Raw genomic sequence first — 16,719 nt, forward strand, 5'->3', positions numbered from 1 at the left:
TGTTGATTGAATGCCGGTAATTGCCCCCCAGCGTTTGCCGGCATTTTTCAGCTAGTGATCATGTATATTATTCATAAGCATTCTTTTAAAGTTAATAATATCATTATTACAATCTTATTCTATATAAATTATCTGGTTCTCGTCATCCCGCTGATAAGTAAACTTTATATCCTTCTGCAATACCCTCAGCGCATAATCGATACCGTCTGTCTGTCGGAATTTACCTGTGTAAACGTATTTAAAGACATTCTTGTTTTTCACCTGAATTGTTAATCCATAGTATTTTTCAAAATCTTTCATAATGGATGTAAACGTTTCATTCTTAAAACAAATCAAACCTTCTTTCCATCGGTAAGGATTATAGTCATCCACAGCGGTTACATGCAATTTTCCATCTTGCAGATAAACCTTATTGTTCGGTTTCAGAGTTATTTTTTGTGTGGAGTCGCTTGCTGAAGCTACCTTTACGCTACCCGACATTAACGTTGTTTCAAACTCGCCTGTTTCTGAATAGGCATTTACATCAAATTTGGTACCCAATACCTCTACGTTATAATTATCCGTTTGCACGATGAACGGTTTGCTTTTATCTTTTGTCACATCGAAATAGCTTCGCCATCCAAGACCACCTGACGATTATTTTTACCGAATTTCACCGGATATGACAGTGAAGTCCTGGCATTTAGCCAGACATTTGTGCCATCGACCAATGTGATATTAATACGTTGGCCTGCCGGGACAGTGATTGTCTGCATCGCCATCAATTCTTTTTCCAACGAAGACTGATAATAAAAATAACTTCCTCCCAAAGTGATTGCGACAACTGCAGCTATTTTGATTAACTCAGTTCTAAGAGAACTAAGGTTTATAGAAAATCTTTTCTTTCCGTTCTTAATTATTTCTTCATTCCCCAAAAGCAACATGGCATCAAACAATTTCCGTTCTTTCAAAAAGGCCAGGCGGTTCTCAGCAGACTCTTCCATCCACTGTTTTACAGCCGCTTCCTCCTCGAATGATGCGTTGCCTTCAAAAAATTTATATAATATATCTTTGTTCATTTTATGTCGTTTAGGATTACCCTTCTATATTAATAGCAGTTCACACTTGCATATCCCTAGTAAAAATACAAAAAAAATATTACAAACTCAATTTTTCCTTTATATGATATTGTCTCCAGTGGTGTCAATAAAGACAGAAACAGCTCTGATTTTATCAAATTTGAGCTATCTATTTAAGTGACTGGTTGTAACTGGCTCCCCTCTCGAGAGGGGGAAGGGGGTGTGTCATATTCCCACCTATACAACCATCCTAATCAGAGTCACTTGACTATTGCAAGTTCATTTGCCGTCTGCTTCAGCTGACGGTTTACAAGTTGTTTCTCTCTTTTGGCTTCAGCCACATGTCTCTTAGATAGAAAACTGTAAGAGATGGGACTAAAGTCCAATGAGATAGATTCTTTACTTATCCGTCAGCTGAAGCAGACGGCAAATAAACCTGTAACAAGGCTTGTTTTATTGACTGGCTTTAACACACCCCCTGCCCCCTCTCAAGAAGGGAGCCAGTTACAACCAGTCACTAAACTGATAGCTCAAATCTTTCTAGATTTGTTTGCGAAGCCTAACTCTCACCCCATTGCAGTGGGGATTATTCCCCTTTGTAGCGGGGAAAATTCCCCACATAAACAAAAACAGTGGGGAATTTTAGCGAAAGAAACTTTCTGCGGTAGAAATCCGATCCGCCCAATAGAGCTGAAATAAAATGATACTTTACATTTTATTTCTTTTTTTATCCTGCCGGACTTGTTTTTGAATCCTTCCAAAGAAATATTAAAACTCTTTCTAGAGAAATAGATAAACCTTAGTTCTCTTAGAACTGAGTTAATCAAAATAGCTGCTGTCATCGCCCTTACGCTTGGCGGGAGTTTTATCTACCGGCAAATGCAAACGGAACAGACTCCGATAGCATTGCAAACAATCACTGTCCCGGCAGGACAACGCATCAATATTACATTAGCAGACGGAACAAATGTCTGGTTGAACGCACGGACTACCATTCAATACCCAATCACCTTTAACGAAAAGGAACGTCTGGTAAAACTGGACGGCGAAGCCTATTTCGATGTGACAAAAGATAAAAACAAACCGTTCATCGTGCAAACAAATAATTATAACGTAGAGGTATTGGGTACTAAATTCGATGTCGATTCTTATTCGGAAACAGAAATATTTGAAACAACCCTGATGGAAGGAAGTGTGAGGATTTCTTCCCTGACCGATGCAAACGAAAGCCTGATGCTCACCCCCAATAATAAAGCCTATCTATATGAAGGCAAACTGCGGGTGAAACCGGTAGACGATTATACGCCTTACCGCTGGCGGGAAGGCCTGATCTGTTTCAAGAACGAGACATTTGCATCGATCATGAAAGATTTTGAGAAATACTATGGGATAAACATCTATATCACAAATAAACAAGTACAAAAATACTTGTATACAGGAAAGTTCAGACAAACCGACGGCGTTGATTATGCATTGAGGGTTTTACAAAAAGATATAAAGTTTGCCTATGAACGGGATGACGACAATCACATTATTTATATCAAATGATTTTAACAATATGTTTCACCTAAATTAAAATGCTTATGGGATAAAAAATTTGTTAACCGTAATGCCGGTGAAAGCTGGGGGGCAATAGCCGGCAGACATCCAATTAACACAAACTAAATTATTAATTTATTAATTTCAAATCACAACAAAGTATGAAAGAAAACACTTTGTCGAGGTGTAATTATCGGGCACCGCGACCCTTAAAAATTTTCAGAATTATGAGAATCACGACATTCCTGCTCTTAGTATGTGTGTTCTGCACTTTTGCAGAAAATACACATTCACAAAATGCGAGGGTCAGTATTAACAAGAAAAATGTTCAACTGGAAACAGTACTGAACGAGATAGAGCACCAGACTGATTACCTGTTTATCTACAACAACCAGGTAAACGTAAACAAGAAGGTGTCGTTAAAGGCTAAAAACCAGCCTGTCTCCAAAGTACTGGAAGAATTGTTGGCTGATTCGGGTATCACATATTCTGTAGAAGGAAACCATATCGTACTTGGCAAACAGACTATGGCTGCCGCTCCGCAACAAAGTAGTACAATCAGAGGTAAAGTAATCGACACCAATGGAGACCCCGTTATCGGTGCCAACATTGTCGAAAAAGGGACAACCAACGGAACTACAACGGACGTAGAAGGGAATTTCTCTATTAACGCAAAATCAGGCTCTACGCTGGTAATCACTTTCATCGGCTATGTCAGAGAAGAAGTGAAAGCTAACGCCGGAAGAAGAATGGAAATCATCTTACAGGAAGACTCCGAGACATTGGAAGAAGTCGTTGTCGTAGGATACGGTACCATGAAAAAAGCAGACTTGACAGGTTCTGTGGCAACCGTCGGTTCGGAAGTGATCGAAGACCGCCCGTTGACCAACCTGGGAGCCGGTTTGCAGGGCGCAATCGCCAACTTGAATATCACTTCTTCCAGCGGTGCGCCGGGAACAGGTTCTTCCTTCAATATTCGTGGTACGACAAACTTATCCGGCGGAGGTCCGCTGGTACTGGTGGACGGTATCGAAATGGACCCGAACCTGATTAACCCGCAGGACGTAAAGGATGTAACCGTATTGAAAGATGCGGCTTCCGCGTCTATCTATGGCGCACGTGCCGCTTTCGGTGTAATCCTGATCACCACTAAGACAGGTTTCGTATCACAAAAACCGGTTGTTTCACTGAGTGCAAACTATTCCATCAACGTTCCGACCGTTCATGCCAATTATATGAACTCCATGGAATATACACAATGGATGAATGATGCCAACACAACAAGCAACGGTAGTAACTATTTCGATGACATTACTATGGAGCATGTCAGAAATTATTACAATGACCCGGTCAATAATCTTTCGGTATTCCATCATCCGGACGATGCAGCCAGTAAATACCGTTATTGTGGCAATACCGACTGGTATGAAGCCTTGAATAAGAAAAGTTATCCGATGCAACAGTACAACATCAGTGTACAAGGCGGTAGCGAAACAGCCAAATATATGACATCGGCCGGTATGTTCCAGCAGGACGGTATCTCTAAATGGACAGACGAAGATTACAAACGTTTCAATGTATTGCAACACGTAAACTACAAGGTGAACAACTGGTTGCAGGTTGGCTTGAGAGCAACTCTGTCAATGGTAAAAATGAATACCGGTCCACAAAATAAATATGGTAGCAACTCTTTGGGAGCTACGATTCCGGGCGACAGCCGTCCCCTGATGCCGGTTTATCATCCGGACGGACATTTTGCCGGTTACTGTGGCGACGGTTACTTTACGAATCAGGCAGCCTGGTTATCACAAGGTGGTTCTGCCGAAATGAGAAACAATAATATGTATGCAACGGCATTCGCTAAACTGAACCCGTTCGAAGGATTGGAAATCAACTTCGATTATACATATAACTACTATAACTATTCTTTCAAGAACCATGTACGCGAATACATCGACTATGACGCTGATGGAAATCAGGGTTCAATCTTCCCGCATACATCTCCGAATCAGGTCTCTTATAACAAAAGAGAATCGCAGTACGACGTATTCAATGCATATGCTACCTATAAGAAAAAAATCAACAAAGTACATGCTTTGGAAGGAATGATCGGTTTCAACCAGGAAAATGCGACTTATAAAGGTGTGAGTCTGAGCAGAAACAATCTGATCGCCAACGATATTCCATTCCTGAACCTGGCAACCGGCGACCGCTCAACCAGTGATTATATGAACCAGTGGGCCATCCGTGGTGCTTTCTTCCGTCTGTTCTATGCTTACGACGACAAATATCTGGTACAGGTAAATGGCCGTTACGACGGTTCTTCACGTTTCCCGAAAGATGACCGCTTTGCATTCTTCCCGACATTCTCATTGGGTTGGAGACTTTCACAGGAAAAATTCTGGAAACCGATCGCCCATATCGTAAATGACTTCAAGATCAGAGGTTCTTACGGAGCTTTAGGAAATCAGGTATTACTGCAAGGTGGTAATGACATGTATTATCCCTATATTTCTACCTATACCACAGGTGAAGTAGGCTACCTGTTTAGCGGTGAAAAACAGATGGGTGTATATGCTCCGGGATTGGTAAGCGACCAGCTAACCTGGGAAACAGTTAAACAATGGGACTTAGGTTTTAACTTCTCTATGTTTGACAGCAAGCTGACCGGAGAATTCGACTATTACGTTCGAACAACAGAAGACATGTTGACAAAATCAAAAACATTACCTTCCATTTTAGGTGTTTCTGAACCTCAGATGAATGCTGCCGATTTGAGAACCAGTGGATGGGAAGTAGCTTTAACCTGGAAATCGGCCTTACAGAATGGTTTGGCCTATAGCGCGACGCTATCTTTATCAGACTATCAGGCTGAAATCACCAAATATGATAATCCGACAAAAAACTTGTCTGACAATTATTATGAAGGTAAAAAGCTGGGTGAAATCTGGGGATTCGTAACAGATGGTTTATTCCAGTCTGACGAAGAAGCCTCTTCATGGAACCAGTCAAAAATAGTCGGTTATACGCAATATGCCGGTGATATCAAATTTGCCGACCTGAATGGTGACGGAGAGGTTACAAGAGGCGAAAACACGGTCAACAACTCAGGTGACCTGAAGATCATCGGTAATGAAACACCGCGTTATAACTTCGGTATCCGTGGTACAGCCGAGTATAAGGGCTTCGATTTCACGTTATTCTTCCAGGGCACTATGAAACGTGATATTATACCGTCAAAGACATTCTATCTGTCTCATTATACATCTGAGTGGTCTGTTCCCCAAAAGATGAATTATGACTATTGGAGAGAAGACAACCGCGATGCGTTCTTTCCACGTGCCCGTATGAACGGTTCTGCTGTAAATGAAAACCAGACCCGTTTCATGTTGAATGGTGCTTATATCCGTTGTAAACAGCTCGCTCTTGGTTATACTATTCCTAAATATATCACGGAAAAGGCTAAAATCTCCAAGCTGAGAGTTTACTTCAATGCAGACAACTTGTTTGAATTCTCCGGAATGCCTGACACTTTCGATCCTGAATTGGCTACAGTAAATGCTTATCCATTTATCCGGTCATTCTCTTTTGGTGCTAACCTGACATTCTAAGATGAAACATTGTAGAATAATTAAAATTAAGAACAGAATGAAAAAAGTATATTATATAGCAAGCATGTCTTTATTACTTGGATTTTCCGCATGTAATAACGACTTTATGGACTTGTATCCGGAAGATAAGATCAACGACGAGACTTATTGGAAGACAGAAAGCGACTTGAAAAACTTTGCCAACCAGTTCTATACAACACTGGATAATACCGGTATATATAACAGTGACAATGCCTCAGACAATCAGGCACCTCAATCTAAGGATAATTTTGTTTGGAGCGATTACACCATCCCTACAGCCGGAGGGGGTTGGGCTAAAGGCGACTGGGCTAATATCAGAAGTTGTAATTATTTTTTGAGCCGTTATCATACCGTTGAGGGGAATGCTGAAAAGATCAACCAGTATGTAGGGGAGATTTACTTCTTTAAAGCCAAGTTCTATTACGAAAAAGTTCTTCGATTCGGTGATGTACCCTGGTTGACAACAGACCTGACTACTTCTTCCGAAGAGCTATACAATCCACGTAATGATCGCGGAGCTGTTATCGACTCTATCTGTGCTTGCCTGGACAAAGCCAGCGAATGGTTGCCGGAAACAATGCAAGACTCACGTCTAAGTAAATATGCTGCATTGACTCTGAAATCCAGGGTATGTCTGTTTGAAGGAACCTGGAGAAAATACAGAAATCTTGAAAATGCAGATAAGTATCTACGTATTAGTGTAGATGCTGCCGAAAAAATTATCAATAGTGGTAATTTTACTGTTTACTCTACCGGTAATATTGAAGACGACTATCATGCACTGTTCAACCAACAAGATTATTCAAACAATAAGGAAGCAATCTTTTTTGCTGCCTATGTGACAGATAAACGCATGAATAACAGACCTCGTACAGTCCGCGAGTCATATACTGGTATGACCAAAGACTTTGTAGAATCATTCTTATGCGATGATGGTAAACCTATTGCTTTAAGCGACCGGTATAAAGGTGACGTAAAATTCACTGATGAGTTTGAAAATCGTGACCCGCGTTTGAAACAATGTATATACACACCAGAACGTCCTATAGCTATATTGGCAGATGGTTCTGAAGAATATGAAAATTCTCCGGTATTCAGTAATCTCTCAAATACAGGCTACCGCTTATACAAAATGTATTCTCCGTTAGCGGAAGATAACGAATATATTAAATGTACGCTGGATGACCTGATCTACCGATACGGTGAAGTTCTTCTGAATTATGCCGAAGCAAAAGCCGAATTGGGTGAATGCGACCAGGCGGTTCTGGACAAAACGATCAATAAACTGCGTGACCGTGTAGGCATGAAACATCTGACTACAGATGTAGGATTTACCGATCCGAACTGGCCGAAATGGGAAGTTCCCATCTCTCCGCTATTAAACGAAATTCGTCGCGAACGTCGTGTAGAACTGGCTTGCGAAGGCCTCCGTTGGAATGACTTGTGCAGATGGAAAGCAGGGAAGTTACTGGAAAACATAAAAACTTATTTAGGTCCGCGCGATCCGGCAACAGGTGAATACCGTGTTGTTTATCCGGGTATGACCCGCACATGGTACGATCGTTTATACCTGTATCCGATACCAACCGACGAATTTACTTACAATCCGAACTTATTACCTCAAAATCCGGGTTGGGCTAATTAAAATGACCTCATTTGTAGGAGCGAGAAAGATTTCGCTCCTACATCTTTTTTTATTATACTTGCATCGTAAAATATAAGTTCATCATGAAAAAAACATTTGCAGGATTACTAGCAGCCCTGTCGGTTCTTATATCCTGTTCTTCAAACGAAACAACAACAGTTGTTACCCCGAATGCCCGCCAGCAGGCTTGGGCTGAAGCAGAAATGGGTGTATTGATCCATTTTGACATGCCGGTTTACCAACCGGACTATAACTTTAGAAATTGGGGCACGCACCCGAATGCTTCCATCTTTAATCCGACAGAATTAAATACCGACCAATGGCTGGAAACCGCGCACAAACTAGGAGCCAAATATGCCGTACTTGTAGCCAAGCATTGCAGTGGGTTCAGCCTGTGGCCTACAGAGGCACACGACTACAGTATCAAACAATCTCCCTGGAAAAACGGCGAAGGTGATATTGTTGCCGATTTTATCGCTTCCTGTAAAAAGTATAATATCAAACCGGGAATCTATGCCAGCACAACGGCAAACGGTTATCTGTATGTAGACAATCCCGGCGTTGTCCAGGAAGGCAGTCCGGTCACTCAGGAAGAATACAACAAAATTGTGACTCAGCAATTGACTGAGTTATGGAGCAATTACGGGGAATTATTTGAAATATGGTTTGATGGCGGCGTGCTTTCCAAAGACCAGGGCGGTGCAGACGTACTATCCCTGGTACAGAAACTACAACCCAATGCCATCGCTTTCCAGGGTCCGTACGGTCATCCAAACCTGATCAGATGGGTAGGCAATGAGGAAGGCGTCGCCCCTTATCCGTGCTGGTCTACTGCCGATTCGACAACCAATGCCGACGGCACGCGTGTCATAAATGGCTTGAACGGCGATCCTTTCGCTCCGTTCTGGTGTCCGGGGGAATCAGATTTCACCCTGCGCTGGAACCGTTCCTTCCAGGGAGGCTGGTTCTGGACGGCCGGACAGGACAGCATGATGTTCACTCTCCCTGAACTGCTGACAAAATATGAAACCAGTGTAGGAAGAAACACAAATATGCTGTTGGGATTAGTTATCGACGACAGGGGACTTATTCCGGATGCCGATGTCCGCCAGGTGGAAGCGCTGGGCAAAGAGATTACACGCCAATATGGTAATCCGCTGCAACAAACATCGGGCACCGGATCGGAATTTGTCATTTCTTTCGACAAGCCGGTCAGCATCAACCGTGTCATCCTGCAGGAAGATATCTCAAAAGGAGAACGGGTTCTGAAATATACCCTGAAAGGTAAAAAGAATAATGAATGGATTGACCTTTCTTCGGGTACCTGCATCGGCCATAAACATATAAACAGGTTTGAAGCACAAACGCTCGATGCAATCAAATTAGTTGTAGACGAATCAAAAGCTGATCCCCTGATCATGAACTTTTCAGTTTTTGAAACCATCTGAACGACCTACCCGGAAAATAACGGACATTTCCTGACTTCATCAAAAAGTCTTTTCCAAAAGAGGTACGTCTAATTGAAATTAGAGGTAGGTGTAAATTGATTTAGAGGTACGTCTAAATTGATTTACACCTACCTCTATCTAAAATAAGGATAGGACGAATTTTTGGAAAGAAGTTGACTTATCCATAAATCAAACGTTTTGATTATATTTTATTTGTTTTATATTTGTATGTCAAAACAGCAATATGCAGGATAATGAGACTAAAATAAAATGGAGCCAGTTTATCGCAGGGGATAACGACTCGTATAGTTGGTTGTATAATGAGTATGTACAAACCTTATATCAGTACAGCCTTCGTTTTACCTCAAACCCTGAACTAATAAAAGATTGCATACAGGAAGTTTTTACTCAACTGTATAAAAACAGAGAGCGTCTCATCGTTCCCGATAATATTAAAGTATATTTGTTTGTTACCATAAAGAACTGTGTATTACGTGCTCTTTATAAAGAATCAATCTACGAAAGAAGTACGATGGAACAAGTTCCGTTCTTACTCGAACCCACAGTGGAAGACGAGTTCATCAATAATGAACAATACAAAAATCAGCAAAAGAAAGTCAAAGAGATTCTCTCCATACTGACTCCCCGCCAAAAAGAGATCATATACTATCGGTTTATTCAAGAAATGAGCATGGAAGAGATATGTATATTAATGGATATGAATTATCAGTCTGCACAAAACCTGATACAACGATCATTAAAAAAAATCAGACAAAATTATAGTTCTACCGGATTATTCCTTTTATTACTTTACCTATCAATGAAATAGTACAACAAAAAACGACTCTTTCAAAAAAAATTCTCTTTAGTGAGTATAAAATAGGTAACAACGTCTCCTTATATAAAATCCTTCTTGATATAAATGAGAAAAGATTATACAAAATATAAAGCAGACGAGTTACTGAACGACGATTATTTCCTGCTATCGGAATTATATCCGACAGAAAAAGACCGAAAGTTCTGGCATAAACTTCAGCAAGCTGACAACGCTCTTGCTGAAGAGATAGAATCTGCTCGTTTTTTCTTAAAAAGTATCAAAAGGATATCCTACAATTCAGCTCTATCGGTCGACGATGAAAAAGAATTATGGAAACGTATACAAACAGCCAATACGTTATACGATAAACACACAAAGAAGATTCATTTCCTGAAAATAGCGGTTTCTGTAGCAGCCTCCTTGCTGATAATCTCCGCTTATGGATGGCATACTTTATACAATCAGGAACAAGCGATCGATTATGAAGCTATGATAAGTACCATTCCGCAAACCGACAATCCGTCGGAGAACGTTCAGCTGATCCTTTCAAAAGAAAAAAAGATATCTATTGAAGGGAAAGACACCCGGTTGGAATATACAAAGGAAGGAAATATCAATGTAAACTCGGAAGAAGTAAACATTGAAAAAGAAGATATAAAAGAAGAAAAAGTTCAATCGTTCAATCAATTAATTGTCCCGATAGGAAAACGTTCTTCCATTACATTCACAGATGGAAGTAAAATGTGGGTGAACGCTGGTTCAAAAGTGATTTATCCCGCTCAATTTACCGCCGACAGCCGGGAAATATTCGTAGAGGGAGAAATTTATCTGGACATTGTACACGATGAAAAAAGACCTTTTATCGTAAAAACCAGAAAAATGGAGGTCAGAGACCTGGGAACCCAGTTTTGTGTCTCTGCCTACGATAATGAAACAAGCAGTCATGTTGTACTGGTAAAAGGAAAAGTTGAAATAGAAACAAAAGGAAAAAGGAAAAATACATTAAGTCCTAATCAGTTGTTCCTATATGACAACAAGAGTGATGAAGAATCCGTGTACCACGTAAACACACAAGATTATGTTGCCTGGAAAGACGGATATTATCAGTTCAATCACCAGAAGCTGGATGTTGTTCTTGAGAAGCTCTGCAAATACTATGGGATTAAAATCCATTGGGACGAAAAAGTCAGTGAACTCACTTGTAGCGGAAAACTGGATTTGAAGGAAACCCCCGAGAAAGTACTCAGTGCACTTCAGAATGCCGCCCCGATCAAAGTCGAGCAAACAGGCGAACAGATTTATATTATTGTCAAACATTAAAACTCACAAAATTATGGGACCTTAGATTTAGAGGGATAAAATTTTAGAAATTTCCCCTCACTAATAATTTACATGCATTAAACCGTATTATAAACTTAAATCGTTACACAACATGAATGAGAACACCAGGTTTACTCAAAGGAAAACCCAATCCAAAAGACTAATACGTGTCATGAAGTTTTTTTTACTTTTTGCGTTTTTAACAGCAGGATCATGTTTTGCCTCAGAGATATATTCTCAAGAGACATCATTCACCATGAACTACGAAAACAAAACGGTTAAAGAAGTTATTAATGAAATAGAAAACAACAGCGAGTTTATCTTCTTTTACCTAGACAAGTCAATTGATCTGAACCGTAAAGTATCTATAAATGTAAAAGATCAGAAAATAGATACTATCCTTAATCAATTATTTTCCGTACCGAAAAATAATTACTCCATATCTGACCGTCAGATAATCATTTCCCCAAAAGAGACACCTGTAAACACTGAAACAAAACAGAAAGACACTCGTACAATTTCAGGTATCGTAAGAGATAACATGGGACCGGTTACCGGCGCTAATATTGTTATCAAAGGAACTACAAACGGAACAATCAGTGATCTGGATGGGAAGTTACATTGGAAAATGTTCCGACAAATGCTATTTTGCAAATTTCCTATATCGGTTATCTTCCGCAAGAAATTACAGTCGGTAGCCAATCTTCCTATAACATCATGCTGAAGGAAGACAGCCAGTCACTCGACGAAGTTGTTGTCGTAGGTTACGGTACAGTTCGTAAAGCCGATTTAGCAGGTTCCGTAGCCGTTTTGGATAATAAAGCATTTAAAGATCAACCGATCACTCAGGTATCAGACGCTTTGCAGGGTCGTGTGTCGGGTGTTCAGGTACAAAACAGCGGTGTGCCGGGAGGAACCGTTAAGATTCGTGTTCGCGGCTCCGGCTCTATTAATCGCAGCAACGATCCGTTGTATGTAATCGACGGTATTGTGCGCGAAAGTGGTCTGACAGGATTGAATCCGGAAGACATTCAGTCTATGCAGATATTAAAGGATGCGTCTTCAACTGCCATCTACGGTTCCCGTGGTGCAAATGGTGTCGTTCTGATCACGACAAAAACCGGTAAAGCGAATGTCCGTCAGATTATGTTCGATGCACAGATCGGTATCGGTACCGTAGCCAAACGTTACGAAACACTCAACCCGTATGAGTTTGCTACATTATATAACACATATCGGAAAGATACCTTCTCTCCGGAACAGTTATCTGCATTCCAGAACGGAACAGCCGGTACGGATTGGCTGGACGAAATCTTTCAAAATGGTATCACACAGGATTACAAATTGACTCTTTCCGGAGGTAGCGATAAAATCCAGTACATTGTTTCCGGAAACTATGTCGGTCAGGAAGGTGTCGTAAAGGAAAATACAAACAAACGCTACCAAGCACGTGCTAATATCACTTCGCAGCTGACAGACTGGTTACATCTGACAGCCGACGTGAATGCCTCTCATAATGTGAAAAGAAGTGCAGATTTCAGTGCAGCAAAAGGTAACATTGTCAATATCGCAATGAATTATGCACCGGTACTTGGTATCATGAATGAAAACGGTACTTATACACGTGACCCGTACAGTGCTATTACACAGTTAAATCCGGTTGGTCTGCTTAATGAACAAATAGGAGAGTCGATGAGAGATATCGTCAATGCTCATATCGATTTAAAATTCAACATTCTTCCTGGTCTGACTTTTACTACCAGTAATGGTATTGATTACAACGACGTGAAAAATTACTCTTTCGCAACAACAAAGGTGTCCAGTTCAAGCAGTATGGGAAACAATGATGCGTATCGTATGACTTTACAAACGACAAACAACCTGACTTATAATGGGAAATGGGGTGACCATGCTTTGACTGCCACAGCCGTTTATGAAGCTACACAATCCGAATACCGCTATATGGATATCAGCGGAAATAATCTGATGACCGAAAGTGTCGGATGGTGGAACGCTGAAATGGCTGGTACCCGCAATGCGAAAAATGATTATTCAAAATGGGCTCTGATGTCCGGTGTAGGCCGTATAATGTATAACTACAAAGACCGCTATATGCTGACCGGAACGATTCGCGCGGACGGTTCATCAAAATTTTTTAACGACAAATGGGGTTGGTTTCCCTCTATTGCTGCCGCCTGGTCAATGGGTAATGAAGACTTTATGCAACATCAGAATATTATACAAGACCTCAAAATTCGAGCCAGCTACGGTTTAATCGGCAGTCAGGCCATTGACCCGTATGAAACATTGGGACTGATGTCTCAAGCCATGTATGCATTCGGAGGAAATGCCTATTACACAGGTTATTGGATTGGACAAACTGTCGCAACCCCGGATCTATCGTGGGAAACAACCCACCAATTCGACTTAGGTTTGGACTTTTCCATTTTGAATCGCAGATTGAACGTTTCTTTCGACTATTTTGACAAACGAACAAAAGACGGTCTGTTAAAACGGACAATTCCGAATTATGACGGTGGAGGTTCCTATTGGGTGAATGCGGCAGAGATCAGTAATCGAGGTATTGACTTTTCTATCAATGCAAATATTTTCGAAGGCTCGGATTTCAGTTGGAACACGACCTTCAACGGCACTTATCTAAAGAATGAAGTAAAAGATCTGGCGGGTCTGGACTTTATCCAGGGAGCAAATATTGCTAGCGGCATGTTTTCAACAGACGGCGTTACCCGTATAACAGTAGGGCAACCGATCGGTGCATTCTATGGCTATGAATGGACTGGATTGGATGCTGCAGGTAATGATTCATTTGTCGATCGGAACAAGGATGGTATAATCGACAGTAAAGATCGTACCTTTATCGGTAAAGCCACTCCTGACTTTACTTTGGGCTGGAATAATAGCTTGCATTGGAAAAACTGGGACTTGAACGTATTCTTTACCGGTTCATTCGGAGCAGAACGTTTTAATATGGTACGTTATACCGGAACATCCATGACTGGCGACTTTGCCTTCATCACATTAAAAGAGTATTTGAATGATAATTTCGATACAAAAGGACAATCGGCCCGCTATCCTTCTGTAAATGTTAAAGGGAATAATTATCAGGCAGCGGCAACCTCTACCAAGTATTTGGAATCAGCAAATTATTTTCGTCTGGATAATATCAGCCTATCATACAACCTACCGAAAGCTGTATCCAAATTTGCCGATCTACGCTTTACATTCAGTTGCCAGAATTTATTCACTATAACCAGTTATAAAGGAATGGATCCAGCCGGTATTTCATTTGTGGATACAGGAACAGGTAGTGTAGATGTAAACGACGGTATCGACTTGGGAGCTTATCCGTTGACTCGTTCATATACATTCGGAGTTCGTATGAATTTCTAATATTAAATAAAGAATAATTATTATGAAAGCGAAATATATATTATATACCTTAGGCATAGCCTTGTTATCAAGCTCATGTAGTGATTTTCTTGACGAAGATCCAAAAGGCAAACTGACACCGGGCACCTTCTTCTCTACACAGGAGGAATTAACAATGGCAACCTATGCATTGTATAAGAATGTCTGTCTGACACAGACCAACACAAACCCAACAATTCCTTCCTGGTTAGGTGACGACGTAACCGCTAATCCCGGCAGTAATAAACAAGCTTATGCTGAAGTAGATGCATTCCGCGGCTCAGATGCCAATAAGGGGGTAGAAGCTGCATGGTCTACCTCTTACGTCGTGATCAAGGCTGCCAATTATATCATCGAAAATGGGGCTAAAACCCCTACGACACAAGAAGAAATAAATATAGCATTAGGTCAGGCCAAATATTGGCGTGCAGTACATTATTTCTGGCTGGTTCGTCGTTGGGGGGCCATTCCTCTGATTCTGGACACCGAAGTTAACTACGAACGTCCTTTAGCCAATATTCAAGATGTATATAACCAGATTGTCAAAGATTTACAAGACTGCGTTGCTACACTTCCGACCGACTATTCCAAACCTCCCCAGAAATTCCAGGGAGCCAACATCTTCATTACCAAACAGGCAGCCCAGGCAACACTGGCTGCCGTCTATATGGCTATGGCAGGATGGCCTTTAAAACAGACACAATATTATGCTTCAGCAGCAGAACAGGCAAAAGCTGTTATTGATGGTGTAAATAGCGGAACATATGAATATATTCTGGAACCGGAATACAAATATGTATATGCTCCAAGCCATAATTATACAAATGAAACAGTTGTCGGCATCAATTTCTCCAGTGCAGTAGGAACATGGTCTGAAGATTCACAAATGACAAATAGCCACTTGTTCGAATCGCTTACCGGGTGGGGCGATGCACTGGGCGAAATCAAATTCTGGAAAGAATTCCCTACCGGTCCGAGAAAAGATGCAACTTATAACCCGAAGATTCTAGAAGGGAATAAAGAGGGTGGAAAGTTACTGGATTGGTGGGACGAAAGTATTCCCGAGCAGCAGCCTATGTTCTGTGCCTTTACCATCAGTGAAGACGGAGGTGATTACGATTATACGAAGCCTGCCAATACTTCTTTAATGACCAACGATCATCGCCATCGCCTGATCCGCTATTCGGAAGTATTGTTATGGTATGCCGAAGCACAAGCACGTGCTGAGGGTACACCGAACGCAATGGCTTACGAATGTATAAACCTGGTACGTGAACGCGCTGGCCTGGAACCACTACAATCAGGTATGAATGGAGAAACATTTGCCAATGCTGCCTTGAAAGAACACGGTTGGGAAGTAGCCGGTTACTTTGTCGCTTTGGTAACCCGCCGCGATGATCAGATGCGTATGGAATTGCTGGAACAAACATTCAATGAACGTAAAGCCAATGCGGCTATCGAAGTAGCTCCGGGTATTGTGCGAAAAGAAAAAGTGGAATTACCGGCTTCTCTAACCTGGCAGGGTGAAAAATCTATATATCTGCCGTATCCAGCATCCGATGCCCAGCTGAATTCGAACCTGACTCGATGAATTGCTCCTTCAAATAAAGTATTAGTCAAAAGTCTGTTTTTAAGGCTTATACCTTGTTGGGAACTGTCCCGGGAGTGATCCCGGACAGTTCTTTACTCTCTCAAATTCACTCTATTTTTAGTATACTTAATCATTACTGTCCCGTAAAAGTGGATAAATAGTTCTTTGAAATAATTGAAATATAGTCTATTAGATACTACTTTTTAGGCGCGACGATTTGAAATCATACCTTTGAGGTCA

Annotated in this window: 8 protein-coding genes and 2 pseudogenes; 9 read left to right on the top strand and 1 reads right to left on the bottom strand. The window is 41.1% G+C overall.

Features of this window, described 5'->3' with window-relative positions; all coding sequences use genetic code 11:
• Window positions 1-114: 114 nt before the first annotated feature.
• Window positions 115-1,058: pseudogene (locus tag DXA15_RS10975) on the bottom strand (FecR family protein).
• Window positions 1,059-1,427: 369 nt separating this feature from the next.
• On the opposite strand from DXA15_RS10975, the gene DXA15_RS10980 reads away from it, so the two are divergent.
• From DXA15_RS10980 to DXA15_RS11020, 9 genes and pseudogenes are all read left to right on the top strand, one after another.
• Entirely contained in the window at window positions 1,428-1,757 is a 330-nt protein-coding gene (locus DXA15_RS10980) for a hypothetical protein (protein ID WP_128134039.1), read from the top strand.
• A gap of 180 nt (window positions 1,758-1,937) precedes the next feature.
• A complete protein-coding gene (locus tag DXA15_RS10985) occupies window positions 1,938-2,606 on the top strand; it encodes a FecR family protein (RefSeq protein ID WP_128134040.1) in 669 nt (222 codons plus the stop codon).
• Between the two features lie 218 nt (window positions 2,607-2,824).
• Window positions 2,825-6,208 carry a TonB-dependent receptor gene (locus DXA15_RS10990; protein ID WP_128134041.1) on the top strand — a complete coding sequence of 1,128 codons (3,384 nt, stop codon included), beginning with the start codon at window positions 2,825-2,827 and terminating at the stop codon, window positions 6,206-6,208.
• A gap of 37 nt (window positions 6,209-6,245) precedes the next feature.
• On the top strand, window positions 6,246-7,874 hold the full coding sequence (locus DXA15_RS10995) for a RagB/SusD family nutrient uptake outer membrane protein (protein ID WP_128134042.1): 1,629 nt from the start codon (window positions 6,246-6,248) through the stop codon (window positions 7,872-7,874).
• An 83-nt stretch (window positions 7,875-7,957) separates the two neighbouring features.
• Window positions 7,958-9,322, top strand: a complete 1,365-nt coding sequence (locus tag DXA15_RS11000) for an alpha-L-fucosidase (protein WP_128134043.1) — start codon at window positions 7,958-7,960, stop codon at window positions 9,320-9,322.
• 244 nt (window positions 9,323-9,566) lie between these two features.
• The gene (locus DXA15_RS11005) at window positions 9,567-10,151 is read left to right on the top strand and encodes an RNA polymerase sigma factor (RefSeq protein WP_128134044.1); all 585 of its coding nucleotides are present in this window, start codon (window positions 9,567-9,569) and stop codon (window positions 10,149-10,151) included.
• A gap of 93 nt (window positions 10,152-10,244) precedes the next feature.
• Window positions 10,245-11,459, top strand: a complete 1,215-nt coding sequence (locus DXA15_RS11010) for a FecR family protein (RefSeq protein ID WP_128134045.1) — start codon at window positions 10,245-10,247, stop codon at window positions 11,457-11,459.
• A 112-nt stretch (window positions 11,460-11,571) separates the two neighbouring features.
• A pseudogene (locus tag DXA15_RS11015) lies at window positions 11,572-14,870 on the top strand (SusC/RagA family TonB-linked outer membrane protein).
• A gap of 22 nt (window positions 14,871-14,892) precedes the next feature.
• Window positions 14,893-16,479: a RagB/SusD family nutrient uptake outer membrane protein gene (locus DXA15_RS11020; protein ID WP_128134046.1), complete on the top strand. Its 1,587-nt coding sequence runs from the start codon at window positions 14,893-14,895 to the stop codon at window positions 16,477-16,479.
• Window positions 16,480-16,719 lie beyond the last annotated feature (240 nt).

This window comes from Parabacteroides sp. AM58-2XD (assembly GCF_003463685.1).
Lineage (GTDB): Bacteria > Bacteroidota > Bacteroidia > Bacteroidales > Tannerellaceae > Parabacteroides > Parabacteroides segnis.